The organism is Pseudomonas sp. GW531-T4, from assembly GCF_017349615.1.
GTDB classification, from domain to species: domain Bacteria; phylum Pseudomonadota; class Gammaproteobacteria; order Pseudomonadales; family Pseudomonadaceae; genus Aquipseudomonas; species Aquipseudomonas chlororaphis_I.
Window position 1 is genome coordinate 19,702 of the sequence record NZ_JACMZT010000036.1, and the last position, 24,248, is coordinate 43,949.

Annotated in this window: 27 protein-coding genes; 24 read left to right on the forward strand and 3 right to left on the reverse strand. The window is 61.2% G+C overall.

The genetic code is table 11. The features are described 5' to 3' along the window. Window positions 1–17: 17 nt before the first annotated feature. Window positions 18–800, forward strand: coding sequence for a 2-oxo-tetronate isomerase (otnI, locus tag J4D28_RS23535; protein ID WP_009048634.1), 783 nt, complete (start codon window positions 18–20; stop codon window positions 798–800). A gap of 165 nt (window positions 801–965) precedes the next feature. After that, complete coding sequence (locus tag J4D28_RS23540) at window positions 966–1,379, forward strand: hypothetical protein (RefSeq protein ID WP_207246463.1); 414 nt, start codon at window positions 966–968, stop codon at window positions 1,377–1,379. Window positions 1,380–1,400: 21 nt separating this feature from the next. On the opposite strand, the gene J4D28_RS23545 is transcribed toward J4D28_RS23540, so the two are convergent. Next, on the reverse strand, window positions 1,401–2,234 hold the full coding sequence (locus tag J4D28_RS23545; RefSeq protein ID WP_007931857.1) for a DeoR/GlpR family DNA-binding transcription regulator: 834 nt from the start codon (window positions 2,232–2,234) through the stop codon (window positions 1,401–1,403). Between the two features lie 341 nt (window positions 2,235–2,575). On the opposite strand from J4D28_RS23545, the gene J4D28_RS23550 reads away from it, so the two are divergent. From J4D28_RS23550 to J4D28_RS23600, 11 genes are all read left to right on the forward strand, one after another. Continuing rightward, window positions 2,576–2,890 (forward strand): hypothetical protein, encoded by a 315-nt coding sequence (locus tag J4D28_RS23550; protein WP_016704588.1) that lies wholly within the window; start codon window positions 2,576–2,578, stop codon window positions 2,888–2,890. 126 nt (window positions 2,891–3,016) lie between these two features. After that, window positions 3,017–3,613: an antitoxin Xre/MbcA/ParS toxin-binding domain-containing protein gene (locus J4D28_RS23555; RefSeq protein ID WP_103330983.1), complete on the forward strand. Its 597-nt coding sequence runs from the start codon at window positions 3,017–3,019 to the stop codon at window positions 3,611–3,613. Further along, complete coding sequence (locus tag J4D28_RS23560; RefSeq protein WP_009048639.1) at window positions 3,613–4,110, forward strand: RES family NAD+ phosphorylase; 498 nt, start codon at window positions 3,613–3,615, stop codon at window positions 4,108–4,110. Before J4D28_RS23555 ends, J4D28_RS23560 begins: the two co-directional genes overlap by 1 nt. Window positions 4,111–4,269: 159 nt before the next feature. Then, complete coding sequence (locus J4D28_RS23565; protein WP_103330955.1) at window positions 4,270–5,358, forward strand: colicin E3/pyocin S6 family cytotoxin; 1,089 nt, start codon at window positions 4,270–4,272, stop codon at window positions 5,356–5,358. A gap of 15 nt (window positions 5,359–5,373) precedes the next feature. Continuing rightward, complete coding sequence (locus J4D28_RS23570; protein ID WP_016704590.1) at window positions 5,374–5,613, forward strand: pyocin S6 family toxin immunity protein; 240 nt, start codon at window positions 5,374–5,376, stop codon at window positions 5,611–5,613. A gap of 87 nt (window positions 5,614–5,700) precedes the next feature. Beyond that, on the forward strand, window positions 5,701–5,940 hold the full coding sequence (locus tag J4D28_RS23575; protein ID WP_016704591.1) for a pyocin S6 family toxin immunity protein: 240 nt from the start codon (window positions 5,701–5,703) through the stop codon (window positions 5,938–5,940). Between the two features lie 255 nt (window positions 5,941–6,195). Continuing rightward, window positions 6,196–6,435 (forward strand): pyocin S6 family toxin immunity protein, encoded by a 240-nt coding sequence (locus J4D28_RS23580; RefSeq protein WP_103330956.1) that lies wholly within the window; start codon window positions 6,196–6,198, stop codon window positions 6,433–6,435. Between the two features lie 168 nt (window positions 6,436–6,603). Further along, complete coding sequence (locus tag J4D28_RS23585; protein WP_103330957.1) at window positions 6,604–6,858, forward strand: pyocin S6 family toxin immunity protein; 255 nt, start codon at window positions 6,604–6,606, stop codon at window positions 6,856–6,858. A 116-nt stretch (window positions 6,859–6,974) separates the two neighbouring features. Then, complete coding sequence (locus J4D28_RS23590) at window positions 6,975–7,385, forward strand: hypothetical protein (RefSeq protein ID WP_124338199.1); 411 nt, start codon at window positions 6,975–6,977, stop codon at window positions 7,383–7,385. Between the two features lie 240 nt (window positions 7,386–7,625). Next, on the forward strand, window positions 7,626–7,910 hold the full coding sequence (locus J4D28_RS23595; RefSeq protein WP_016704600.1) for a DUF3077 domain-containing protein: 285 nt from the start codon (window positions 7,626–7,628) through the stop codon (window positions 7,908–7,910). Between the two features lie 200 nt (window positions 7,911–8,110). After that, complete coding sequence (locus tag J4D28_RS23600) at window positions 8,111–8,731, forward strand: dihydrofolate reductase family protein (RefSeq protein ID WP_009048647.1); 621 nt, start codon at window positions 8,111–8,113, stop codon at window positions 8,729–8,731. Between the two features lie 25 nt (window positions 8,732–8,756). Here J4D28_RS23600 and J4D28_RS23605 read toward each other — a convergent pair whose 3' ends face one another. Then, entirely contained in the window at window positions 8,757–9,344 is a 588-nt protein-coding gene (locus tag J4D28_RS23605) for a TetR family transcriptional regulator (protein WP_009048648.1), read from the reverse strand. Window positions 9,345–9,493: 149 nt separating this feature from the next. On the opposite strand from J4D28_RS23605, the gene J4D28_RS23610 reads away from it, so the two are divergent. The 8 genes from J4D28_RS23610 (at window position 9,494) to fabV (ending at window position 21,387) form a co-directional block, all read left to right on the forward strand. Further along, entirely contained in the window at window positions 9,494–10,594 is a 1,101-nt protein-coding gene (locus J4D28_RS23610) for an alkene reductase (protein ID WP_009048649.1), read from the forward strand. A gap of 55 nt (window positions 10,595–10,649) precedes the next feature. Beyond that, window positions 10,650–11,438, forward strand: a complete 789-nt coding sequence (locus J4D28_RS23615; protein ID WP_101282326.1) for an SDR family oxidoreductase — start codon at window positions 10,650–10,652, stop codon at window positions 11,436–11,438. An 84-nt stretch (window positions 11,439–11,522) separates the two neighbouring features. Next, window positions 11,523–12,392: an alpha/beta fold hydrolase gene (locus J4D28_RS23620; RefSeq protein ID WP_009048651.1), complete on the forward strand. Its 870-nt coding sequence runs from the start codon at window positions 11,523–11,525 to the stop codon at window positions 12,390–12,392. A gap of 69 nt (window positions 12,393–12,461) precedes the next feature. Next, window positions 12,462–13,460, forward strand: coding sequence for an NADP-dependent oxidoreductase (locus tag J4D28_RS23625; RefSeq protein ID WP_009048652.1), 999 nt, complete (start codon window positions 12,462–12,464; stop codon window positions 13,458–13,460). A gap of 670 nt (window positions 13,461–14,130) precedes the next feature. Then, window positions 14,131–16,722: an EAL domain-containing protein gene (locus J4D28_RS23630; protein WP_232291006.1), complete on the forward strand. Its 2,592-nt coding sequence runs from the start codon at window positions 14,131–14,133 to the stop codon at window positions 16,720–16,722. Between the two features lie 416 nt (window positions 16,723–17,138). Further along, on the forward strand, window positions 17,139–18,692 hold the full coding sequence (locus J4D28_RS23635; RefSeq protein ID WP_009048655.1) for an amino acid permease: 1,554 nt from the start codon (window positions 17,139–17,141) through the stop codon (window positions 18,690–18,692). Continuing rightward, the gene (locus J4D28_RS23640; protein WP_009048656.1) at window positions 18,692–19,981 is read left to right on the forward strand and encodes an FAD-binding oxidoreductase; all 1,290 of its coding nucleotides are present in this window, start codon (window positions 18,692–18,694) and stop codon (window positions 19,979–19,981) included. The genes J4D28_RS23635 and J4D28_RS23640 overlap by 1 nt, the downstream gene beginning before the upstream one ends. A 209-nt stretch (window positions 19,982–20,190) precedes the next feature. Then, window positions 20,191–21,387 carry an enoyl-ACP reductase FabV gene (gene fabV / locus J4D28_RS23645; RefSeq protein ID WP_009043549.1) on the forward strand — a complete coding sequence of 399 codons (1,197 nt, stop codon included), beginning with the start codon at window positions 20,191–20,193 and terminating at the stop codon, window positions 21,385–21,387. A 58-nt stretch (window positions 21,388–21,445) separates the two neighbouring features. On the opposite strand, the gene J4D28_RS23650 is transcribed toward fabV, so the two are convergent. Further along, window positions 21,446–21,886: a hotdog fold domain-containing protein gene (locus J4D28_RS23650; protein ID WP_039968008.1), complete on the reverse strand. Its 441-nt coding sequence runs from the start codon at window positions 21,884–21,886 to the stop codon at window positions 21,446–21,448. A gap of 151 nt (window positions 21,887–22,037) precedes the next feature. Here J4D28_RS23650 and J4D28_RS23655 point away from each other — a divergent pair, with 151 nt between their 5' ends. The 3 genes from J4D28_RS23655 (at window position 22,038) to J4D28_RS23665 (ending at window position 24,209) form a co-directional block, all read left to right on the forward strand. Continuing rightward, window positions 22,038–22,658 (forward strand): TetR/AcrR family transcriptional regulator, encoded by a 621-nt coding sequence (locus J4D28_RS23655; RefSeq protein ID WP_009048658.1) that lies wholly within the window; start codon window positions 22,038–22,040, stop codon window positions 22,656–22,658. Between the two features lie 37 nt (window positions 22,659–22,695). Then, window positions 22,696–23,628 carry a GDP-mannose pyrophosphatase NudK gene (nudK, locus tag J4D28_RS23660; RefSeq protein WP_009048659.1) on the forward strand — a complete coding sequence of 311 codons (933 nt, stop codon included), beginning with the start codon at window positions 22,696–22,698 and terminating at the stop codon, window positions 23,626–23,628. A gap of 194 nt (window positions 23,629–23,822) precedes the next feature. Beyond that, window positions 23,823–24,209 carry an EF-hand domain-containing protein gene (locus tag J4D28_RS23665; RefSeq protein WP_009048660.1) on the forward strand — a complete coding sequence of 129 codons (387 nt, stop codon included), beginning with the start codon at window positions 23,823–23,825 and terminating at the stop codon, window positions 24,207–24,209. Window positions 24,210–24,248 lie beyond the last annotated feature (39 nt).

Below are 24,248 nucleotides of genomic sequence, written 5' to 3' on the forward strand. Positions count from 1 at the left end.
CGTTTTTAGGAGCCAACATGCCTCGTTTTGCTGCCAACCTAAGCATGCTCTACCCGCAACACGGGTTTCTCGATCGTTTCGCCGCCGCCGCGGCCGACGGTTTCGAAGCGGTGGAATACCTGTTCCCCTACGACTACAGCGCCGAGGAACTCAAGCAGCGCCTGAGCGACAACGGCCTGGTCCAGGCGCTGTTCAACGCGCCGCCCGGCGACTGGGCGGCGGGCGAGCGGGGCACCGTGACCCTGCCGGGGCGCGAGGCGGAATTCCGCACCGGCTTCGACCGCGCCCTGGAGTACGCCGCGGTGCTGGGCAACTCGCGCATCCATGTGATGGCCGGCCTGCTGCCCTCGGAGAGCCTGCGCGAACGCCATCACGCGGTGTACCTGGAGAACCTGGCCTACGCCACCGCCCAGGCGGCCAAGGTCGGCGTCACGGTGCTGCTGGAGCCGATCAACACCCGCGACATGCCGGGCTTCTTCCTCAACCGCCAGGACCAGGCCCAGGCGATCTGCAAGGAAGTCGGCGCGAGCAACCTCAAGGTGCAGTTCGACTGCTACCACTGCCAGATCGTCGAGGGCGACCTGGCGACCAAGCTGCGCCGCGACTTCGCCGGCATCGGCCATATCCAGATCGCCGGCGTGCCGGACCGCCACGAGCCGGACCTGGGCGAACTGCACTACCCGTACCTGTTCGCGCTTATGGACCAGCTGGGCTACGACGGCTGGGTCGGTTGCGAGTACCGGCCGCGGGGCGACACCTCGGCCGGCCTGCAATGGCTGCGGGACTGGAAAGCTTTCTGAGGGGCGGGCAGGGCGGCTGCACTGGTCAGTGCGTGCCGCCCGCGAAGCGTGATTCTGCGCGAATCTGAACATTTCTGAAGGTGTCGGCCTTCGCCTCCCACCTGCGGGTACATTGGCTCCCTGTCGCCAGGGCCATCACTGGTGCCATCAATGGGAGCGGGGAACATGGAAAAGTCGATATTCGTCGATCAGTCGGGCCTGGACGATGCGCCTTGCCGCCCGCGCGATCTGCATTGGGAGCAGATCCCCACCGTGACCCTGGAGCGCATCGAGCGCGAATACCGCCGCGCCCGGCGCACCACCATCCTCGGCCAGTGGATCAATATCGCCAGCGTGCTGCTGGTGGTGCTGAGCGCCGCCTGCGGCCTCTGGCTGTGGAACCACTTCCGCGCCCAGGGGCTGGACCAGGGCTTCGGCCTGCGGCAACTGTTCGTGCTGCTGTTCTTTTTCGCCAGCCTGTGCGCGGTGGTGGAGTGGTTGCGGCGCATTCGCCGCACCACCCGGGTCGCCCTCGACGGCTTGAGCGAAGACCTGCGGGATATCGCCTGCGTGCTGTGGTTCAGAAAACAGCACCAGTGAGCCGCACCCGCGCTGCGGCTGTCAGTCTTTCGCTGCAACCGCTTGCGAGTCGGACGGCAGCAACAATTCCACCCCTTGCTTGCGAATCCCGTCCGCCGCGGCCTGGGCCAGGTCGTCGTCGCTGATGATCACGTCGAACTGCTCCAGCCCGGCGATGCGGTACATGCTGAAGGTGCCGTACTTCGAACTGCTGGCCACCAGCACCACCTGGGACGCCGACTGCATCGCCACCTGCTTGACCTCGACCTTCAACGCCGACGGCGTGGTGATGCCGCGGCGCAGGTCCCAGGAGCTGGTGGACATAAAGGCGATATCGGTCACTACCTGACGCAGGGTCGCCACCGCCAGCCCGCCGACGCAGGAATGGTTGTCGTGGTCGAGCTGGCCGCCGGTGTGGATCACCGTCACCTGCGGCGCCTCCATCAGCGCCTGGACGATACCGAAGTCGTTGGTCACCACCGTCATGCCCGACAGCGCCTTGATGTACGGCACGATCTCCAGGGTGCTGGTGCCGGCGTCCAGGTACACCGTCATGTCCGCGTGCAGCAGGCGCGCCGCCAGCCGGGCCATGGCCTGCTTCTGCGGCAGCTCGACCACCGCCTTGCTCTGGTGGCTCGGCTCGCTGTGCAACTGGCTGGCGATACGCACCCCACCGGTCACCGAATAGGCCCGGCCTTCCTGCTCCAGCAGCGCGATATCGCGGCGCACCGTCATGTGCGAGCAGTCGAACATCTCCATCAACTGATGCACGCTCAACACCTGATGCTTGCGCAACTGGCGCAAAATCAGCTCGCGACGCTGCTCGGGAATCATCGGGGCGCCGCTATCGCTGGCGATGTCCTTGGGGTTGGGCATTGAGGCTCCGCAGTGGTTGGGCAGAAGGCGGGTAACTGGCGGACATAGTAGCGAATCCGCGAGGTGTGGACGAGAAGCGGTGCACGCCGGCTTCTTCCGTAGGAGCGAGGCTTGCCCGCGATGAACGATAACGCAGTACCCCGGTATTGCGCGTGACGGCTATCGCGGGCAATCGAGCGTCGACCGGCCGCTCCTACAGAATGGCGCGTGCTTCTTCTGTAGGAGCGAAGCTTGCTCGCGATGAACGATAACGCGGTACCCCGGCATTGCGCGTGACGGCTATCGCGGGCAAGCCTCGCCCATACAGAATGGCGTGTACCAGCGGTTACCAAGGAGCGGTCATGGACCCCAAACGTTATGAACACCTGACAATCAGCGTCGAGCCCCATGAAATGCGCATGAGCCATTGGGTATACGCCCCGAAGGTGGTGGATGGCCGCAATGGCCGGGTGCTGCTGGACCTGAGCGGCGGGCCCTGGGACCTGGTATCCAGCTCGCCATCGACGGCGGCGGTGGAACTGCTGTTGCGCAAATACCCCGGAGATCGTGAAGCGATCTGCCTGAGCATTCGCCTAGCCGACAACAGCCTATGGCTGGAGGGCACTGCGGTTGCCGCCGAGGATATCGAACGGGCGCTGGAGCGGGCGCAGGGCTGAGCGGCGCCGTGGCGCATGCCGGCGAAGCGTCACCGGGCCCTGGCGACCGTTGGTAAGCTGGCGGTTCTTTCTTTTGCCAAATGGCATTATTATTAATGCCATCTGTCATCAGGCAGGGAGATGAGCATGACCGCCGCCGCCAAGAATACCGCCACCGTGAAACCTTCAGCCAAGGCCGAGAAGGTCAAGGGCGTTGCGCCCAAGGCCATCGCCAAGGTCGAACCGCGCAAGCCCTCCGCAAGCCGCATCCCCAAGGCCAAGGTGAACCTGCTGCGCGAAGAGGCGGCGGTCTATGCGCTGCCTTCGCCCATGGTGCGCGGGCTGCTGCCGGGCACCGACGCCGATGACCCCATGGCGGTCTTCAGGGCCACCCAGCTGGGGTTCTCCCTCGGCGCGGTGATCGAACTGGTGGAGTCGGTCGAGGCCTTCAAGCGCTACAACGTGCTGTCGAAGATCGTCGGTTTCTCCGAGCGCACCCTGGCGCGGCGGCTGAAGAACCAGGAGCAGGCCCTGACCCCCGAACAGAGCGCCCGCGCCTTGCACTACGCGCAAGTGCTGGAAAAGGCCGAGGCGGTGCTGGGCTCGCGGGCGCTGGCCGAAGACTGGATGACCCAGCCGGCCCTGGGCCTGGATGGCGAAGTCCCCATCGACCTGCTGGCCAACCCGGTGGGCTATGAACTGGTGACGGACTTTCTGCATCGGCTCGAGTTCGGGGTCTACTGATGCTCACCGACCCCCTGGCCCCGTCCCTGCATTTCTGGCGCCTCGACCAGGCCCGGCATGCCTCGACCTGGAACAGCGGCATCGGCGCCGAAGGCAGCGGCGGCCGCTGGAACCCCAAGGGGCTGCAAGTGGTGTACGCCAGCCTGGACGCCTCGACCGCCATCCTGGAAGTGGCGGTGCACAAAGGCTTCAAGGCCCTCGACTGCCTGCCCCACACCCTGACCGCGGCCCGGGTGCTGGACCCCTCAAAGGTCCACACCGTCCGCCCCGAAGACATCCCCAACCCCAACTGGCTGATCCCCGGCACCCCCAGCCACAGCCAACAAGCCTTCGGCGCCAGCCTGCTGGAACAGCACCCCTTCGTACTGATCCCCTCCAGCGTGTCGCGCCATAGCTGGAACCTGCTGATCAACCCCTTGCTGGCCACGGGGTTGTATGAGCTGGTGTTGCAGGAGCGCTTTGCTCTGGATGGGCGGTTGAGTCCGCCGGAGCGATGAGAGAGACGCAACGCACATCACAAAGAGACCTTTGAGGCCTTCAGTTCAGAATCGTCCTAACTACTAACTGCCGCCCTTCGGGGTAACGTCCAACCGCCAACTGCAACTATTCGCCTCCTCCCGGAGGCTTTTTTATGGGCAATGCGGAAGCGGACACGGATGAGCGGCTATGTACCCAATGCCCCGAAGGGCTATCGCAATACAGGCGTAGAGCCTGTCGATCTCGGTGAACAGCGCTGGGCCGAATACAAAGACCTGCCAGCCAAACCAGAGGCAAAACCCGGTCCTGTTGGCTGTGTCTTCGCCAAGTCCTGCACCTTGCCCAATGGGGTGATAAACCACAGTAACCCTGGCGGCTTCGTACCTGTTGAGTCGCTGAAGCAGTACGGCACCTTTGCGGTACTGGGTACCGACTCTGCGATAACTGCAGGCAGCACAGCACTGCAATGGGTGGGTGGTTCGGGTAGTGCTTCGGGACTGTTAGCCCGTCTTGGCGGCACCTTGGCCTTGGCCGGTTCCACGGCTGTGGGTTTCGCGGCATTACTGCTGCCTGACAATACGTCAGCTGACAGTGCGTTCTATACCTCCGAGCAATACGCGCAGTTGAGCCAAGGGAACACCCGTGTACGGGTCAATGTAAAACACCTGCCGGATGGCTCGGTGAGCGTGTATGGGTTCTATACCGGGACCAAGGCAGAGTGGCAGAAGGTGCCTGTTATCGAAGCGAAGAACCGTGGCGATCAGTTAGTAGCGGACATTGGAAATGGGGTAGAGGTCATATGGACCCCGGCAACTGATCCAAACGCTGTGCTAGGAATCCCTGCTTTGGAAGGCGCCTCGTTGAAGCCCGGGACCTGGGTTTTTCCTCCCACTGAGCAGGCCGATAAGATACTGGTCAACCCAGTGCATCCACCTGACTACCAAGACGCAATCATCTGGTTTCCCAACACGGGTATTCAGCCGATTTATATTTCGCTGAGTGTTCCGGGGGATCATAGCTATCACATAGCGCCTAAAGGGTTGGCCGCCTTTCCTGATGCAGTACGGGATAGGGTAAAAAGCAGTGTTCGAGGTGGCGGCAAAAAACGCACGCGCTGGAAAGACTCAAAAGGACGCATCTATGAGTGGGACAGTCAGCATGGCGCGGTGGAGATATACGACAAACAAGGAAAGCATCTGGGCGAGTTCAACCCTGAGACAGGCGAGCAGACCAAACCCGCAAAACCTGGAAGAACCACACCTAAATAGCCTTGGAGGCTCGTTATGCATCTGTACATCACTGGATTTTTACCTGACAGCTTTGCAGATAGCTCGTTGAAATATGATCTGGATGTTGCTCCAGAATTTGAACAGAAGGTAATGGACATCTTGGGCTGGGAAAGCCTAGCCGCTGAGGCTGATGGTGAGTTGCCACTAACCAAGGAGCAGGTCAGTCAGATAGCCGCAGCCATCAAAGAGTCCTTACCCGATCACCTTGATTTGTTTATTGGTGTCGTCGCGTAGCGCCACTGTTGGGGCGATAGCTCAGGGAAGTTTATGAGTGGGGTACTCTGCGCAGGGAAGAACCACACTCAAATGAAGAGGAGTTTTATGTACTTGCGCATCACTGGTTTTCTGCCTGACGACGCTAACGACGACTCATTGCAGTACAAGCTGAAAGTCTCATCTAAGTTTGAACAGGCCGTAATGGAAATATTGGGTTGGCAGAGCTTGGCCGTCGAAGCCGATGGCGAGCTACCGCTAACCAAGGAGCAGGTCAGACAGATAGCATCTGCCATCAAAGAGTCCTTACCCGATCACCTCGATTTGTTTATTGGTGTCATCGCATAGCGCCGCTGCTGGGGCGATACCTGGCAGAACACCAGTCACCATTTGATCTTGATATTTTTATTGGGGTTGAGGCGTTGGGGGAGGGCACGATTAAAGCCCGTGAGGTCGAACCGTGAGATACACCGTTGAAGCTTTCGATAAAAACGAATTTTTAGCTTTTGAGATAGACCTCCCGCACTGATGCGATTGAAACAGGCGAACAAACCAAACCTGCCAAAGCCGGTAGAACAACCCCAAAATAGGGAGGCTATCAGCATGTTTTTATGGATTAGCGGTTTTTTGCCGGGCGATAACGAAGACGACTCACTGAAGTACGAGCTCAATGTACCTCACGAGTTTGAGCGAAAAGTTCTGGATACTCTTGAATGGGCAGACTTGGAAAACAGCCCCGAGGGCGATTGGCTACTTAACACTATGCAGGTACAGCAGATTGCAAAGATTGTTGGCGAATCTCTGCCAGCAGATTTGGATTTGTTCATTGGCGTAACCGCTTAAAACGGGAGAAACAATCGCCAAAATGTGAACGAGCCAATATTTTTAAAGCCCAAATTTCGCCCAAAAAAAACGCTGCACTGTTGCAAGCGTTTGAAATGAACGAACTGTTTCCGGTGAGCAGGCCAGCCAGCCAAGCCTGGAAGAACAACAGAAAAACAGGAGCGTTTTATGTATCTGTGTATCACCGGCTTTTTGCCAGACAGTTTCAACGACACCTCATTGAAATATGAGCTGGACGTGGCGCCTGAATTCGAGCAGCAGATCGTAGCCCTACTGGGTCATAAAAGCCTCAACGCAATGGCAAGCGGGGAGTGGTTATTAACAGCGGAGCACGTTAAGCAGATCTCTGTTTTGATCAAAGAACCTATTCCTGATGATCTGGATATTTTTATTGGGGTTGAAGCGTCATTGTTGGGTCGATAGCTCAGGAAACCTCTATGAGCGGGGTAATCGTTGTCGGCGTGACCTCTTATGCTGCGGGGAAGGCCGGAGAAAAAGGGGGGTGAAATCATGGGTGAGATCATTTACGAGGCTGACAAGTGAGTTTGCTGAGTACGATGGCAACGGTATTGGCCTTTTTGTTTGCCGGGATTCTTGCCGCCGCTTTTATCCTGATGGGCGTTTTTCTGTATGTCGGGTATTCACGTATGGAGGAAATGTTGGGCCATCTTGAGAATTGCCAAGCAATACAGCAAAGAAGGTTTCTTATGCACGTCGGGCCGTGGGGGACAGTCATGCTCACGGCGTCGATTGCGGGAATCATGACATTTCCCGGAGTTTATCTTCGTCACGGCGGAGTTAGTCAGGCGGACTTGGACGCTTTTCCATCGACCCTAAAGCGCAAGCTGATCCTGTTGCATATCGTGAATATTGCGTTGGTCGTGGCTGGGGTGTTGGTCGGCGGAGCAATGGTTGTGTGTTGGAACTATGTAAAAAAAGGCGGCCTTTAAGGCCCCGAGGTTCGGACATAAACTGCCACGCCTTTGTCGTTGCCCCGTATCGAGTCCAGAGCTAGCCTTCGATCGTCGCTGCAAACGCAGTGACCGGGTTTGGTCGCCCGACTTTGATACAGGCGCAACGATATGGAGTTCAATCATGTGCGCCGACAAATCGTCCGCAGATCGCGGTTTTGCCCACTTCCTTTTCTTGCTCAATCACCTCTGCTTCCCAATAGCAAAAGGAGGTGCGCTATGAGCACCTCCCCCCCTGTCAAAACCCTCGGCTTCGTCACCTTCGGCCCTTGCGGCGACGGCGACCAAACCCTGTTTCGTGTCAACGCCGACGTGCCTCTGCACCAAGCCCTGGAACATGCTTCGACCCTGCTGTACTACGCCAAGAAACTCGCCCTGGACGCTGCCATGGAAGAGCAGGGCGAACGTTACGCCTGGGCTGCGCACTTTCTGGCGGAGATGGGCAAGGCGGTGATCGATGATGTGGGGTTGGGGTTGAGGGAAGAGGAGGTGTTGCAGGTTTAGCAGGTAGGGGGATGTTGGGTAGGGCGCCGTTTCTGGGTGGCAGGGAAACGGCGTTTTTTATGGTGGTTACCCTGGTATCGCACTGTCGATTTCCCGGAGTCTGGTTCGACTATCTTTCAGGGAAGGAAGCCGATGGGGTCGCAATGATCGTCGGCGCTCCCTGCCTGAGCACTTTTACGCAGACGAACCAGGAGAAGACCATGCGCAAGCTTATCGTTGCCGCTTTCATGAGTCTGGATAACGTCATTCAAGCGCCCGGCGGGCCTGAAGAAGACACCAGCGGCGAATTCCGCTTCGGTGGCTGGATCGTGCCCTACGCCGACGAAGCCTTCGGCCGGGCCATACAGGACCTGTTCTCGCAGACGTTCGACTTGCTGCTGGGGCGGCGCACCTACGACATATTCGCCGGGTATTGGCCGCACATACAGGCCGGTTCAAGCAACAGCGCCATCGCCGACCTGTTCAACCGCGTGCCCAAGCACGTGGCCACCCATAGTCCCGATACGCTTGATTGGCACAACAGCCATGCGCTGCAAGGAAACCTTGCCGACGCCATACAGGCCCTCAAACAGCAGGACGGCGCCAACCTGCTAACCCAAGGCAGTGCCGAGCTGGTGCGCCAACTGCTTGCGGCCGGGTTGGTGGATGAGTTGCGGCTGATGATCTTTCCTATCGTATTGGGACGCGGCAAGCGCCTGTTCGACGATCATGCACAGGCGTCGGCCTTCAGGTTGGTGAACTCGACCAGTACGCCTGGCGGGGTGCTGATTGCTCACTACGTTCGCAGTGGCGACGTACAAACAGGAAGCTTTGAAGAGTAGGAAAGACCGTGACGGCGTTGGAACCCTACACCGCCTCACCTTCATCGACCGGCAACGAAGCAAACATTTCAGCGCGGCATACCTCAAGGATCTCGTCCGCCAACGCGGAATCATCCGGGCAGGCACGCGACAGCATAAGCGCGCCGACAGCGCGAGACAGCAGGGCGATCATTTTCCTTCTCCCTTCACCCGGCGCGGCATCTGTCCCTGTCGGATATTTGTCCCCGAGGGTTTGCAGGGTGTGTTCGATCCCTTCGGCAAACGTCGCTTTCAAGTCGTCCGATTGACGCGCCGCGTCGCCACACAGCGCGGCCATGGTGCAACCGCTGCCACGTCCGTCCCGATGTTCTCTCGTCACATAGACGTCGATGAAGCCCGGAACATCGAGCGCTTCAGCACTTGCCAGCGATTTGGAAAGGCTACAGGCCGAGGCTTCGGCCATCAGGTCGGCTTTCGAACCGAAATGCTTGTAGAAACCTCCGTGGGTGAAGCCGGCAGCCGCCATGAGATCCGCCACACCGACGCCATCAAAGCCGCGCTCACGGAACAGCTCAGAGGCTGTCTCAACGATGCGCTCCCGATTGGCCTGCGCCTGGGCCTTGGTCACTCTCACGTGTAATACCTCATGTCCACTGGGAAATCATGCGCCCAATGATACATAGATGTTGGTCGTAATCAAAACTGTTGACAGTTTAGATTTCGATCATCATCCTAATTGCACGCATAACCGACCTCCATCAACAGGCACGGAAGAAACTCCCGATGACCGACCAGAATCTGTTCACCCCTTACACGCTTGGCGCCCTCACACTGTCGAACCGTGTCGTCCTCGCGCCGTTGACGCGCAACCGCGCAGGCGAAGGCTTTGTGCCAAGTGAGTTCGCGGCCACCTATTACAGCCAGCGCGCTAGCGCGGGCTTGCAGATCAGCGAAGCCACGCAGATTTCCCAACAAGGACAGGGCTATCAGGACACCCCCGGGATCTACACGCAGGCACAAATAGATGGCTGGCGCAAAGTGACCGATGCCGTCCACGCCAAGGGCGGAAAAATCTTCCTGCAACTGTGGCATGTCGGCCGTGTGTCGCATGTTGATCTGCAAGAAAACGGCGCCGCTCCCGTGGCCCCTTCTGCGCTGCGCGCCGCCACCAAAGTGTTCGTCAACAACCGTTTTGAAGATGCCTCCGAGCCACGCGCACTGGACATTGGCGAACTGCCGGGGATCGTCTCCGACTTCCGCCAGGCTGCGGCAAACGCTATCGCCGCCGGGTTCGACGGTGTGGAGATTCATGGCGCGAACGGCTATCTGCTGGATCAATTCCTCAAGGACAGCGCCAACCTGCGCACCGATGCATACGGCGGCTCGATCGAAAATCGTGCGCGTCTGTTGCTCGAAGTGACGGCGGCCGTCATCAATGAAGTCGGCGCGGACCGCACCGGGGTGCGCTTGTCGCCAGTGTCGCCGGCCAATGGCGTTTCCAGCAGTGACCCGCAGGCGCAATTCGATTACGTGGTCGATCAACTCAACGCCCTCGGCGTCGTTTATCTGCACGTGGTCGAAGGCGCGACCGGTGGCCCGCGTGACGTGGCGCCATTCGATTTCGGCGCCCTGCGCCAACGCTTCAAAAACACCTACATCGCCAACAACGGCTATGACCTGGACCTGGCGACTGCGCGCCTCGCCGACGACCAGGCCGATCTGATCGCCTTCGGTCGCCCGTTCATTGGCAACCCGGATCTGGTGGAGCGCCTCAAGCGTGGCGCACCGTTGTCCGCCTTCAATCCGGCCACCCTTTATGGCGGCGGCGCGGCAGGCTACATCGACTACCCGACGCTGGCTGAATCGAGCGCCACTGCACGCTGAGCGATCAGTGACCGCGCTCTTTTGTTTTCCCCCACTCTGAAAGAGAGATGACCCCATGAGTACCCGCTCTACTGTCCTCATCACTGGCGCCTCCACCGGTATTGGCGCCGTCTACGCCGAACGCTTCGCGCAACGCGGCCACGATCTCGTACTGGTTGCCCGAGACCAGGCACGCCTGGGCGCACTTGCAGCCCGGTTGCGCAGCGAACACGACATTGCCATCGATGTCATTCCGGCGGACCTGACCCAACTCGGTGATCTGACAACCGTCGAAGCCCGCCTGCGCGACGACACCCGTATCGGCATCCTCGTCAATAACGCCGGCGCCGCGCTGTCCGGTAACTTCATCGACCAAAGCACCGACAGCGTTGCGCAACTGGTCGCCCTCAACACCACGGCGCTGGTGCGGCTCGCCAGCGCCATCGCCCCGCGCCTGGCCAAAGCAGGCGAAGGCGCGATCATTAACATCGGTTCGGTGGTGGGCCTGGCACCGGAGTTCGGCATGTCGGTCTACGGTGCGACCAAGGCGTTCGTGCTGTTCCTCTCCCAAGGCCTGAGCCTGGAACTTTCGCCCCTGGGCGTGTACGTGCAGGCCGTATTGCCGGCCGCTACCCGCACGGAGATCTGGGATCGCTCCGGCGTCGACATCAACACCTTGACCGAAATCATGGAAGTGGGCGACCTGGTGGATGCCGCACTGGTCGGTTTTGATCGTCGCGAACCGGTGACAATCCCACCCCTGCACGAAGCGGAACGCTGGGATGACCTGCAGACCGCGCGCCAGGGCCTGTTGCAGCAAATCCGCCAGTCTGCGGTTGCCCAGCGCTACCAGCCCCCACGGTGATCACTTTGTAGCGAACACTCGTGCGGGATTCGATGCAGGTGCCCAAGGCACCGCATCGAATGCGGCCCTCTGTTCGGAGTAGACATGACCCCCACGAATACAAATAGCCCCGCGGGTTCGCAGACGTCGTACGTCGAGGCGCAGAACCAGTCGATCACGGTCAACGGCATCCCCTTCGCCTATCGCGACATCGGCCCCAGGACCTGCGTGCCCCTCGTACTGTTCAACCATTGGGGCGCGGTGCTGGACAACTTCGACCCCGCAATCATCGATGGCCTGGCACAAACCCGACGCGTCATTGCCACCGACTATCGCGGCATTGGCGGCTCTGGCGGAATCGCGCCACTGACGGTCGGTGAAATGGCTGACGATGGCATTCAACTGATACGTGCGCTGGGCCTCGACACTGTTGACGTGCTCGGTTTTTCGCTCGGCGGCTTTGTCGCTCAGGACATCGCCCTGAAGGCGCCGGGCGTGGTGCGCCGCTTGATTCTGACCGGCACCGGGCCGGCCGGCGGCAGCGGTATCGACAAGGTCGGCTCGGTGTCGTGGCCATTGATACTCAAAGGCTTGCTGACCCTGCGCGATCCCAAGTTCTACCTGTTCTTTACTTCAACGCCCAACGGCCGGCGATCTGCCTCGCAGTATTTACAGCGCCTGAAAGCACGCAAAAAAAATCGTGACAAAGGCCCGACGCCCAGCGCTTTTCTGCGGCAGTTGAAAGCCATCACCGCGTGGGGCAAGCAGGCGCCCCAAGACCTCGGGCGCCTGCGGACACCGACGCTGATCGTCAACGGCGACAACGACATCATGGTGCCCAGCGTTAACTCGATTGCGCTGGCCAACCGTATCCCCAACGCACAATGGGTTATTTATGAAGATGCCGGCCACGGTGGCATTTTCCAGCACTACATTGATTTTGTGGCCAAGGCACTGGCGTTCCTCGATGCCTGAGCGCGCGGCGTAGCAACGCCGCAAAAGCACTCGCAAACCCTCCTTCCAACCGACAAGAGCCGCACCACGATGAAGGCATTTTTGATTGATCGCTATGGCAAGAACACCGGGCGCATTAGCGAAGTGCCCGCTCCCGCGGTAGGGGACCACGACGTCCTGATTGAGGTACACGCCAGTAGCGTCAACGTGCTGGACTCGAAGATCAGCAACGGCGAATTCAAACTGATCCTGCCCTATTCATTTCCGTTGATCCTGGGCAATGACCTGGCGGGCGTGGTGGTTGAGGTGGGCTCGCAAGTGAAACGCTTCAAGCCGGGAGACGAAGTGTACGCTCGCCCGCCCGAAGCGCGGATCGGGACGTTCGCCCAATTGATCGCCGTGAACGAAAACGCGATTGCCCTGAAACCCGCCAATATCAACATGGTGCAAGCCGCGTCCATCCCCTTGGTCGCCCTGACCGCCTGGCAAGTGCTGGTCGAAACCGCTCGACTGAAAAAGGGCCAGAAAGTGTTGATCCACGCCGGTTCCGGCGGTGTCGGCAGCCTTGCCATCCAGCTCGCCAAACACCTCGGCGCCTTTGTCGCAACCACCACCAGCAGTGCGAATGTCGAATGGGTGAAGGCGCTGGGGGCCGACCTGGTGATCGACTACACACAGCAGAACTTCGAAAGTGTCTTGCACGACTACGACGTGGTGTTGAACAGCCTCGGCGCCGACGTGCTGGAGAAATCACTCAAGGTCCTCAAGCCCGGTGGCCAGCTCATTTCCATCTCAGGGCCACCCACTGCGCAGTTCGCTCAGGAGCAAGGGTTGTCCTGGCCACTGAAGCAAGTCATGCGCCTGCTGAGCCTGGGCATTCGGCGCAAGGCGCGCAAACAGGACGTCAGCTACGCGTTCGTGTTCATGCGGGCCAATGGCGCCCAACTGCAACAAATCACCGCGCTCATCGAGGCCGGAATCATCAAGCCTGTGGTCGATCGCTCCTTCACCTTTGAATCAACGGCAGAGGCGTTGAAGTACGTCGAGCAGGGGCGAGCCAAGGGCAAGGTCGTTGTTACGCTCAAATGACGATGCCGCCTATCGATGAGTCGGCCGCAGAGGCTGCGCAGCTTCTACTGCTTGAGCAGTCATTATCCGAAGTGACTTCGCCAGAGTCGCAGGAACAGCAAGAGCCGCAACCGGACGTTGTGCCTGTTGAACCGCCAGTGATCGTTTGGCGCAGTTTGATGCTTGAACAGTAGGACGAAACGGGTTGCATGGATGGGGCGGCGAGCATGGCTTGCTCCAACTACCGCAATCGCCCACTCGCTATATGAGCGTGCCAGTATCGAGTCACTGCTGGATGCTAGCAGCCATCCACGAGCTTTCACTCGCCCATTAGCCGAAATGACCAGCTGCTCCATTGACAGGCGGGTTTTGAGGTGGACATCCATCCATGCACAGAACCGCACTCACAGACAAGCCGACGCCTTCGCGTTGCATATGCAGGCGATGTTCCTGGCGCGGTAGCGACTGGACGCCGAAGTTTGGCGGCGTTCGCACGGTTTTTCGTGGCCCTGTCACTTCGCGGCTATTCTCTAATTTCAGGTCGATGGCCTAGAAGATCCATGTCCACGCCTATGGCCTGATGTCCTGCTCGCCCGGGTAAACGCGCGTTTCTCAGCCTCGCTGAGCCGTGCCGGGTACTGCTTCGAGGACCGGCCCCCTCCAGTTCGAGGGCTCTTGATGGCGCTTCACCGTGATCAGGGACGATGACCGTGATGGCATGCATGCAGTGGCGGCGATGGATATGAGCGTCGGGTCAACGACCGGAGAAGAGGCGGCGGACTTTTTCGCGCAGACCCTGGAACAGGCCAACGATGCGGTGGTGATCATCGACGATCGTAACCAGGTGGTGTTCTTCAACGCGGCAGCCGAGCGTTTCTGGGGCTGTCAACGGCACGAGGTGCTGGGCAGCGAGGTCGGCACGCTGGTGCCGATCCCCATCCGCTCGCGGAACGACGGCGAAACCGGCATCAACAAGATCATCGGCACCAGCCGCGATGTGTGCATCACCCGCAAAGATGGCGAAGAACGCTGGGGCGCGATGGCGATCTCGAAAATCACCCTGCAGGGGCGCATTCTCTATGCCGCCTTTTTTAAGGACGTGACCCAGACGCGGCTCAAGGATATCGAGCAGTGCTTGCTGTCGATGTCGGTCAACGTCAGCAGCTCGGCCACCTGCATCGTCGACGCCGACGGCCGGCTGATCTACATCAACGACGGGCTGGTGCGCTTGCTCGGGTATTCCCGCGAGGAATTGCTGGAGCGCTCGCCGCAGATGTTCTTCGTCGCCGATACCCCGGGGGCGGCCCAGGCCGACGAGCTGCATCTGGAGAGCATCCTCAGTGGCCAGCCCCATGAAGCCTGCGGCCTGATCAGCAAGCGCAACGGCCAGCGGCTGTGGGTGCAGGTCTGCTCGGCGCCGGTGTTCGACGCCAAGGGGCGGATCGGCAACATCGTCATCGTGTTCACCGACATCACCCGTTCAAGGCTGCCCGAAGTGCTACAGGACAAGGTCATCGGCGCTCTGTTGCAAGAGCAGGCCCTGGAGAACGTGTTGACCCTGCTGTGCCAGGAAATCGAGCGCCTGGCGCCGGAGGTCGTCGTCTCGATACTCCGCGTGGACGAACAGGAGCTGCTGCATCACCTGGCCAGCCCCGGCCTGCCGGCCGATTACGCCAGGGCCATGGAGGGGCTGCCGATCGGGCCCGCCGCCGGCTCCTGCGGCACCGCGGCCTTTCGCGGCGAGCCGGTGCTGGTCAGCGATATCGACACAGATCCGCTGTGGGCCGATTACCGCTGGCTGGCGCAGCAGGCCGGAGTGCGGGCCTGCTGGTCGATGCCGGTGCGCAACAGCGGCGGCAGGGTCTGCGCGACCTTTGCCCTGTACTTCAGGGAGAGCCGCAAGCCCGATACCACCCATGCCCACCTGATCATGACCGGGACCTACCTGTGCATGCTGGCCCTGGAGCGCGAGGAGGCGCGCCAGTCGATCCAGCGCATGGCCTTGTCCGATGCCCTGACCGGCTTGCCCAATCGCAGTTCCCTGCTGGCCGAGGCCAACCGCAGCCTCGCCGAGGTCGCCCTGGAGCAGGGCGAGCTGGCGGTGCTGTATGTCGACCTGGACCGCTTCAAGCAGGTCAACGATGCCCTGGGGCATGCCTCGGGCGATGAGCTGCTGAAGGTCATGGCGCAACGGCTGCGCAGCGTGCTGCGCGAGTCGGACATCGTCGGCCGGCTGTCGGGCGACGAGTTCGTGCTGGTGCTGCCGCGGATGAATGCCGCCCGGGTCACGGCCTTTATCGAGCGCCTGATGCTGACCCTGGGCGCCCCGGCCGATATTGCCGGGACCGCCATGGTTCCTTCGGCCAGCGTCGGTGTCAGCCTGTACCCCAGCGACGGCCAGGACATGGAAAGCCTGTTGCACTGCGCCGATATCGCCATGTACCAGGCCAAGCGTACCGAGCGCGGCGGTTTCAGGTTTTTCCTCGAGGAGATGGACCAGCTCGCCCAGCAGCGCCTGCAACTGGAGACGGCGCTGCGCCAGGCCCTGACCAGCGACGGCCTGCACCTGGTCTATCAACCGCAGATCGACTTGCGCACCAACGGCCTGGTCGGGGTCGAGGCGCTGGCGCGCTGGGAGCATCCGAGCCTGGGCACTATCGCGCCCGCGCAATTCATCGCGCTGGCCGAGGAGTGCGGGTTGATCAACTACCTCAGCCAGTGGGTGCTGTGCGAGGCCTGCGAGCAACTGGCGCGCTGGCGCCGATCGGGAATCCGGGTGCCGTCCATCTCGGTCAACCTGTCGCCGATCAACTTCCATAACTTCAACCTGGCGGCGCTGATCGCCCGCCAGTTGCAGCGCTGCGGCCTGCAGCCGGCGGACCTGTGCGTGGAGGTCACGGAGGGCGTGTTCCTGTGCAGCAACCCGACCACCGAGCAGACCCTGCAGGACCTGCACACCCTGGGCGTGCGCCTGGCCATCGATGACTTTGGCGCGGGCTATTCCAGCCTGGGCTATCTGCGGCGCTTGCCGATCAGCGAGCTGAAGCTGGACCAGAGCTTCGTCGAGGAACTGGAGCACGACGCCACCTGCCGCGCCTTGAGCGAAGCGGTCATCGGCATCGGCAAGGGCCTGTCCCTGCGGGTGGTCGCCGAGGGCATCGAACACGCCGCGCAGCGCGACATTCTTCAAGCGCGGGGCTATGACGTGGGGCAGGGCCAGCTGTTTTCCTCGCCCATGCCGGCCCGGGTGTTCGGGCAGTGGTTTGTTGGTTGGCAGCGTTAGCGGGCGGGGCGATTCGGGCCTGCACTTTCTGTCAAGGATCAAGGCCTGCCGGGCGCCAGGAACGGGCTTGGCTATTGGATGAGTATTTTCTTTAGTTCAAGTTATTAGCGTGTAGGAAACTTCTATTTTTCTCCGTGAAAACCAACTAATCCTGACAGGCTTTTAGTTATGGTCTATGGGCGGATAGCACTTTGCTAGTGTGTCGATTTTTTAAAACTTTTAACCGCAGGCGTATTCCCTGAGCGACTGATGTGATGCGGGAAAATCATTTGTCAGCGGTATTTTTGTGGGCTTTAGTGAGTGCGGAAAACAATCCAGGGACACTGCCATACCGCGTGAGTCAACTCATCGGTGGCTTAAATATAATAAAAAGGTGATCCATGACCGACTCCACAAAAGTGCCGGGTGCGTGCGACATGGCCGGCGATTTTCACAGCGAGAAAACCACCGGCGGACTGAAACGAACCCTGACGCCCCGGCACCTGAGCATGATCGCCATTGGCGGCAGCATCGGCACCGGGCTGTTCGTCGCCTCGGGCTCGACCATTGCCCAGTCCGGCCCCGGCGGAGCGCTGCTGGCCTTTGTGGTCATTGGCGCCATGGTGTTCTTTCTGATGACCAGCCTCGGTGAACTGGCGTCCTGCATGCCGGTCACCGGTTCGTTTTCCACTTATGCCTCCAAGTATGTCGATGAAAGTTTCGGCTTCGCCCTGGGCTGGAACTACTGGTATGCCTGGGCAGTGACCATTGCTGTGGATCTGGTGGCCGCGCAGATCATCATGGCTTATTGGTTTCCGGATGTGCCGGGGTATATCTGGAGTGCGGGTTTTCTATTGATCATTACCGCACTCAATATGGCCTCGGTGCGCTTGTTCGGTGAGTCCGAATATTGGTTCGCCCTGATTAAAGTCATCACTATCCTGCTGTTTATCGCAGTGGGCGTTCTGATGTTGTTCGGCATTCTCAGCGGCGGCGAAAATGCCGGCCCCAGGCTCTGGTTGATTGGCGATGCGCCTGTTGTCGGCGGCCTGGGGGCCCTGGTCGGGGTGGCGATGATCGTGGGGTTTTCGTTCCAGGGCACCGAGTTCGTCGGTATCGCCGCCGGCGAGACCCGGGACCCCGGGAAAAACGTGCCGCGCGCGGTGCGGCAGATCTTCTGGCGGATCCTGCTGTTCTACGTGCTGACCATCCTGATCATCGGCCTGTTGATTCCGTACAACGACCCGAGCCTGTTGAGGAATGGGGTGTCCGATATCCGTGTCAGCCCCTTTACCCTGATCTTCGAACGGGCCGACATGCTCGGTGCGGCCGCGGTGATGAACGCGGTGATCCTGACCTCGGTGCTGTCCGCCGGAAACTCCGGCATGTATGCCTCCTCGCGGATGCTCTACAGCCTGGCCCTGGAAGGCAAGGCGCCGGCGATCTTCGCCCGTTTGAGCGCATCCGGCACCCCGCGGTGGGCGCTGCTGGCCACCGCCACGGTGGCGGCCCTGTGCTTCTTGACCTTCATCTTCAGCCCGGGGCAGATCTACAACTGGCTGCTCAACACCTCGGGCATGCTCGGCTTTATCGCCTGGCTGGGCATTGCGGTCAGCCACTACCGGTTTCGCCGCGGCTATGTGCGCCAGGGCAACGACCTGGGCAATCTGCCCTATGTGTCGCGGTTCTTTCCGTTCGGGCCGATTTTCGCCTTTGTCCTGTGCCTGTGCGTCACCCTGGGGCAGAACTATCAGGCCCTGCTCGGCGACTCGATCGATTGGGCCGGGCTGACCGCCACCTACATTGGCCTGGTGCTGTTCCTGGTGATCTGGCTGGTGCACAAGGTCATCAGTGGCTCCAGGTTCGTCCGGTTCGATGACATGAGCTTTTCAATGATTCGCAGCAAGTCCGAATGTGATCTGCCAGCGGAATCGGCGATGAATGAGAAGGTGGGTCTTCCTGTGCGCATGACCCAGGTCGGAGCCAAGTGATGAGTCAGGATTTTCTCGAAAGTTATTACGAAGCCACGGTCGAGAAGACCGCCTATCCGGCGCTCGGCGGCCGGGTGGAGACACGGGTGTGCATTCTGGGCGGCGGGCTGGCCGGGCTTTCCACGGCGCTGGGTTTGGCCGAACGTGGCGTCAAGGATGTGGTGATCCTCGAATCCCACACCGTCGGGCACGGCGCCTCGGGGCGCAATGGCGGCTTTGTGTTCGGCGGCTACTGCCTGGGCAATGCCGAGCTGCTCAAGACCCTGGGCCGCGAGGAAGCGCGGCGGCTCTACCGGCTGACCATCGACGCGGTCGACCTGATCCGCCAGCGCGTCCGGCAATACGGCATCCAGTGCGACCTGACCGACAGGGGCGTGCTGCTGGCCAACTGGTTCAACGACCCGGCGCGCCTGGAAAAACCCCGGCAGTTGATGAAGGAGGTCTATGGCGTCGACTGGCAGTACGTGCCGCCGGGCGAGTTGCGGGAAAAGCTCAAGACCGAGCGCTACTTCGGCGCCTTGTTCGAGAGCAACGCCTTTCACTTCCACCCGCTCAAGTATGTGTATGGCGTGGCGGCGGCTGTCGCCGGCTACGGCATCGATATCCACGAACACTCCGCGGCCCTGGCGATCGAGCGGCAGGGCGGCAAGTACCTGGTCAAGACCGCGGGCGGCGAGGTGCTGGCCGAGCAGGTGGTGTTCGCCGCGGGTGGGTATGCCCGCGGGCTGTACCGCCCGGTGGAGCGGGCGACGCTGCCGATTGCCACCTATGTGGTGGCGACCGAGCCCCTGGGTGAGGCCCTGAAGGATTCGATCAACTGCGAGTCGGCCATTTACGACACCCGCTTTGCCTTCGACTATTACCGTCCGTTGGCGGACAGCCGGATCCTCTGGGGCGGGCGCATTTCCATCCTCAACCGTGGCCCGCAGGCGATCGCCGGCTTGCTCAAAGCCGATCTGGTCACGGTCTACCCGCAACTGGCCGACGTCGAGATCGAGTATGCCTGGGGCGGGCTGATGAGCTACGGCCGCCAGCAGATGGCGCAGATCGGCCGGGACGACAACGGCGTGTGGCATGCCGTGGGGTTCGGCGGTCACGGCATGGCCCCAACCACAGTGGCGGGGGAGGTGCTGGCGGATGCCATCGCCAAGGCCATTCCTATTCCCCAGGGCTTTGGCCGGTTCGGCCTGGTGCCCACCTTTGGCCTGGCCGGCCTGGTCGCGGCGCAGGCGACCTACACCGCCTATCAGGCCCTGGACGCCTACGATGCCCATCGTTTGAACAAATGACCGCCGCTTTTCCCACGCCGTACAGGCCATGGAGCAATCTCAGCGTTTTCTGGCCCAAACCCCGGAATGAACTTATGCTGGCGGGCAAATCTGCACTCATTGAAAACCCAAGGCGTGACGCGAGGACGTTCCGAGCGTCTACGACTTGAACAAGTGACGCTGCTGCAGCCCGTATTGGCTCTTGGCATATTGAAATTGGGAGATTGTGTATGGTCATCAAACCCCGCGTTCGCGGCTTTATCTGTGTGACGACCCACCCGGTCGGTTGCGAAGCCAACGTCAAGCAACAGATCGACTACGTCACCGAACAAGGCACCATCGACGCTGGGCCAAAGAACGTACTGGTGCTCGGCGCTTCCACCGGCTACGGCCTGGCCGCACGTATCACCGCCGCCTTCGGTTGCGGCGCCAACACCCTGGGTGTGTTCTTCGAGCGCGGCAGCGTTGACGGCAAGCTCGGCACCGCCGGCTGGTACAACACCGCGGCTTTCCACAAGTTCGCCGAAGAAAAAGGCCTGTACGCCAAGAGCATCAACGGCGACGCCTTCTCCGACGAAGTGAAGCGCCAGACCATCGAAACCATCAAGCGCGACCTGGGCAAGATCGACCTGGTGGTCTACAGCCTGGCCGCTCCGCGTCGCACCCACCCGAAAACCGGCGAAGTCCTGAGCTCGACTCTCAAGCCGCTGGGCAAATCGGTGACCCTGCGCGGTGTCGACACCGACAAGGAAATCGTTAAAGAAACCACCCTGCAGCCAGCCACCCAGGAAGAAATCGACGGCACCGTCGCCGTGATGGGCGGCGAAGACTGGCAGATGTGGATCGACGCGCTGCACGAAGCCGGCGTACTGGCCGAAGGCGCGAAGACCACCGCTTTCACCTACCTGGGCGAGAAGCTGACCCACGACATCTACTGGAACGGTTCCATCGGCGAAGCCAAGAAGGACCTGGACCAGAAAGTCATCGGCATCCGCAAGGAACTGTCGGACCTGGGCGGCGACGCGCGGGTATCGGTGCTCAAGGCCGTGGTGACCCAGGCCAGCTCGGCGATCCCGATCATGCCGCTGTACCTGTCGCTGCTGTTCAAGGTCATGAAAGAGCAGGGCAGTCACGAAGGTTGCATCGAGCAGGTCTACGGTCTGTACAAGGACAGCCTGTACAACCCGAACCCGATCATCGACCAGGAAGGCCGCCTGCGTGCCGACTACAAGGAACTGGAACCGGCCGTCCAGGACCGCGTGAAGCAGCTGTGGGATGAAGTCACCAGCGAAAACCTCTACCAGATGACCGACTTCACCGGCTACAAGCAGGAATTCCTGCGCCTGTTCGGCTTCGAGATCGACGGCGTCGACTACGAAGCCGATGTCGATCCGGACGTGAAGATCGCCAACCTGATCCAGGTGTAAGCGAGCTTACTGCGTCATCGCCAACGCCCCTCCTGTGAGGGGCGTTGTCGTTTCTGGGTCAGGCGGTTTTCACGTTCATGGTGATGCGCGCGCTGAAGACCTTGAGGTCTTCCTCATCGTAGATTTCCACCGCGACAATCTTGTCGCCGCTGCTGCTCCAGTCCACCGCGCCGCCATCGGCCACCGCGCGCACCGAAGTCTTGGCCTTGGCCAGGTATTCCACGGTCATGCCCTTGGGAATCCAGCGCGCGCCGGCCGGGATCGACACATCGGTCATCACCCCGGCCGCCAGTTCGGCGGCGTTGCACAGGGCGATGGCGTGCACCGTGCCCAGGTGGTTGGTGATCTCTTTGCGAAACGGCACCCGCACCACCGAACGTCCCGCGCTCAGCTCGGCGATCAACGGGTTGATGGTGCTGAAGTAAGGGGCCATCTGGCAGGCCATCTGACTGAACTTTTCCGGACCTGCGGCGCTGAACATGCTGAGAACCTGACTCATGGTAATGCCTCGTAGCGGATTATTTTTGGGTTTAAAGAATAATATTCTGTAAAAGAACAATATTCGGCTTTCGCGAAATATGTCAAGCTGGCGCCACCATTCACTGAGGCGTGCGCGCCTTGTTCCCTGGACCTTGGTTTTGTGATGGGCAATGGACACGATCGATCTGCTTGAACGCTGCTACCCCGGCCGCAGGGCCGAACTCAAACGCGACATCCTGCGCCGAGCCCTGGCGTGCTTTAACGAACAGGGCATCGAAGCCACCACCATCGAAATGATTCGCGCGGCCTGCGATACCAGCGTCGGCGCGATCTATCACCACTTCGGCAACAAGGAAGGGCTGGTGGCCGCGCTGTTTTTCGCCGCGCTGGACGATCAGGCCGGCCTGCGCGAGCGCTACATGAGCGACGCCCAGACCCTGGAGCAGGGTGTGCAGGCGCTGGTGCACAGCTATGTGGATTGGGTCGACGCCCAGCCCGAATGGGCGCGGTTCCAGTTCCAGGCGCGGTATGCGGTCGCCAAGGGCCCGTTCGCCGAAGAGCTGGCCAGCCGCAACAAGGCGCGCAACCGCCAATTGCGCGAGTGGCTGACGGCCCACACCCGGGCCGATGAATTACCGCGGATACCCGCCGAACTGCTGCCGTCGCTGATCGTCGGGCAGGCGGAAAACTACTGCCGCGCCTGGTTGTCCGGCCGGGTCCAGAGCAGCCCGAGCACCTATCGCCAGGAACTGGCCGAGGCCGCCTGGCGCTCGATCGGCGCCCATCAGTGACGAGTTGAACGACACCGAATTGCCAAGGGGGAAGACCATGCAAGCCGCACCCGTGCGCATCACCGCCGAGGAGATGCTCTCCGACAACTGGTATTTGCTGAAGAAATACAGCTTCGACCTGCAACGCCGCGACGGCAGCTGGCAGGCGCAGACCCGCGAGGTCTACGACCGCGGCAATGGCGCGACCATCCTGCTGTACAACCGCGAGCGGCGCACGGTGCTGCTGATCCGCCAGTTCCGCATGCCGACCTACGTCAACGACCACAGCGGCTACCTGATCGAGACCGCCGCCGGCCTGCTGGACAATGCCAGCCCGGAAGCACGCATCCGCCTGGAAGCCGAAGAGGAAACCGGCTACCGCGTCGGCGCGGTGGAGAAGGTCTATGAAGCCTTCATGAGCCCCGGCTCGGTCACCGAGCGCCTGCACTTTTTCATCGGCGAGTATTCCCCCGACGACCGTATCGGCGACGGTGGCGGCCTGGAAGAAGAGGGCGAGGACATCGAGGTGCTGGAGCTGGGTTACCAGCAGGCGCTGGACATGGTGCGCAGCGGCGAGATCGTCGACGGCAAGACCATCATGCTCCTGCAATACCTGGAGCTGCGCCTGATGCCGCCGCGCCGCCTGACGATCCTGGTGGCCGCGCCCCGGTATTCGGGGGCAGAAGATCCAGCGGCGCTGGCGCAGCAGGTCGCCAGCCTGGATGACTGTGCCGCGCGGCTGTTCGAGGCCGGGCACAGCCCCGTATTCGGCCAGTGGCTGGGGCTGGCGGCGGAGGATTCGAGCGCTGCCGGCGAGCCAGGCGCCGGGTTCCAGGAGCGTGCGCAACAGCAGTTGCAGCGTTGCGACGCGCTGCTGCGCATCGGCGGCGCCTGCGCCAGTGCCGATGCCCTGGTCGCGATGGGCGAGCGCCTGGGCCTGCCGGTCTACCGTTCGCTGCAGGACATCCCGCGTTGCACTTCGGCCAGTTGAGTCAGCGCTCAATTGGCCGACGGTCTTGTATCGAAGTGTGTATCGGCCCGGCGCTGATACACCTGCTTGTCCTGGCGCCGGTTGCGCACACAACCTGGATACACCCCGAGGATTAACTACGTCCACCCGCCAGCACCGAGCTTCTCGGTGTCGGTGGCGGGAACCGTTAATCAATCCATCGAAGGGGTATCAGCATGTTCAAACTCTCCAACGTTTCCAACGTCGCGCTCGGCCTGGCACTGGTCGGCGGCCTGGGCCTGTCCACCGCCGCTTCGGCGCTGAGCATGACCGAGCTGTCCCAGGGCTACACCCTGGCCGCGGCCGACGGGGTCAAGACCTCCACCGAAGGCAAGTGCGGCGAAGACAAGTTCGCCAAGACCGACACTAACCACGACGGCAAGGTCTCCCGCGAGGAGTTCATCGCCGCCGCCCCCGAGCGCGCCGCCGAGTTCGACAAGATCGACGCCAACCACGATGGCGCCATCAGCCTGAGCGAAGCCAAGCAGTACCTGGCGGCCAAGGCCGGTTCGGCCGAAGGCAAATGTGGCGAAGGCAAATGCGGTGCGGCGATCGAGTCCTGATCGACGGTGGCGGGGGGCACTCAGGTGCCCCCCGTTTTT